Genomic DNA, 272 nt, shown 5'->3' with positions numbered 1-272 from the left:
TGTTCCCACAATTATCAGCTTCATCAGTTACGACCGTAACATCAGGAGCAGGAGCAGGACCTCCAGGTACAGTAATGGTACTCGGGTTAGAGGCTGTAGGATTGGTAGTATCTTCAACATTAATGGTTTGCGATGCATTAACAGCATTCCCACAAGCATCCGTAATGGTATATGTTCTAGTAACAACAAGAGGACAAGTGCCAGAAGCGCTATCAGAGTTTGTGACTACTAAGTTATCATCTGTAGTACAGTTATCTTCAATATTTAACCCA

Annotated in this window: 1 protein-coding gene; it reads right to left on the bottom strand. The window is 41.9% G+C overall.

What is annotated here, in order from left to right; all coding sequences use genetic code 11:
• Positions 1-272 (bottom strand): hypothetical protein (locus ACNG5D_RS16125; protein ID WP_418184546.1); only part of this gene is annotated, 272 nt, incomplete at both ends.

This window comes from Algibacter ulvanivorans (genome assembly GCF_048381495.1).
Taxonomy (GTDB): Bacteria; Bacteroidota; Bacteroidia; order Flavobacteriales; family Flavobacteriaceae; genus Algibacter_B; species Algibacter_B ulvanivorans.
Note: the sequence above shows the minus strand (reverse complement) of the source record. Positions and strands in the feature narration are given on the sequence as shown.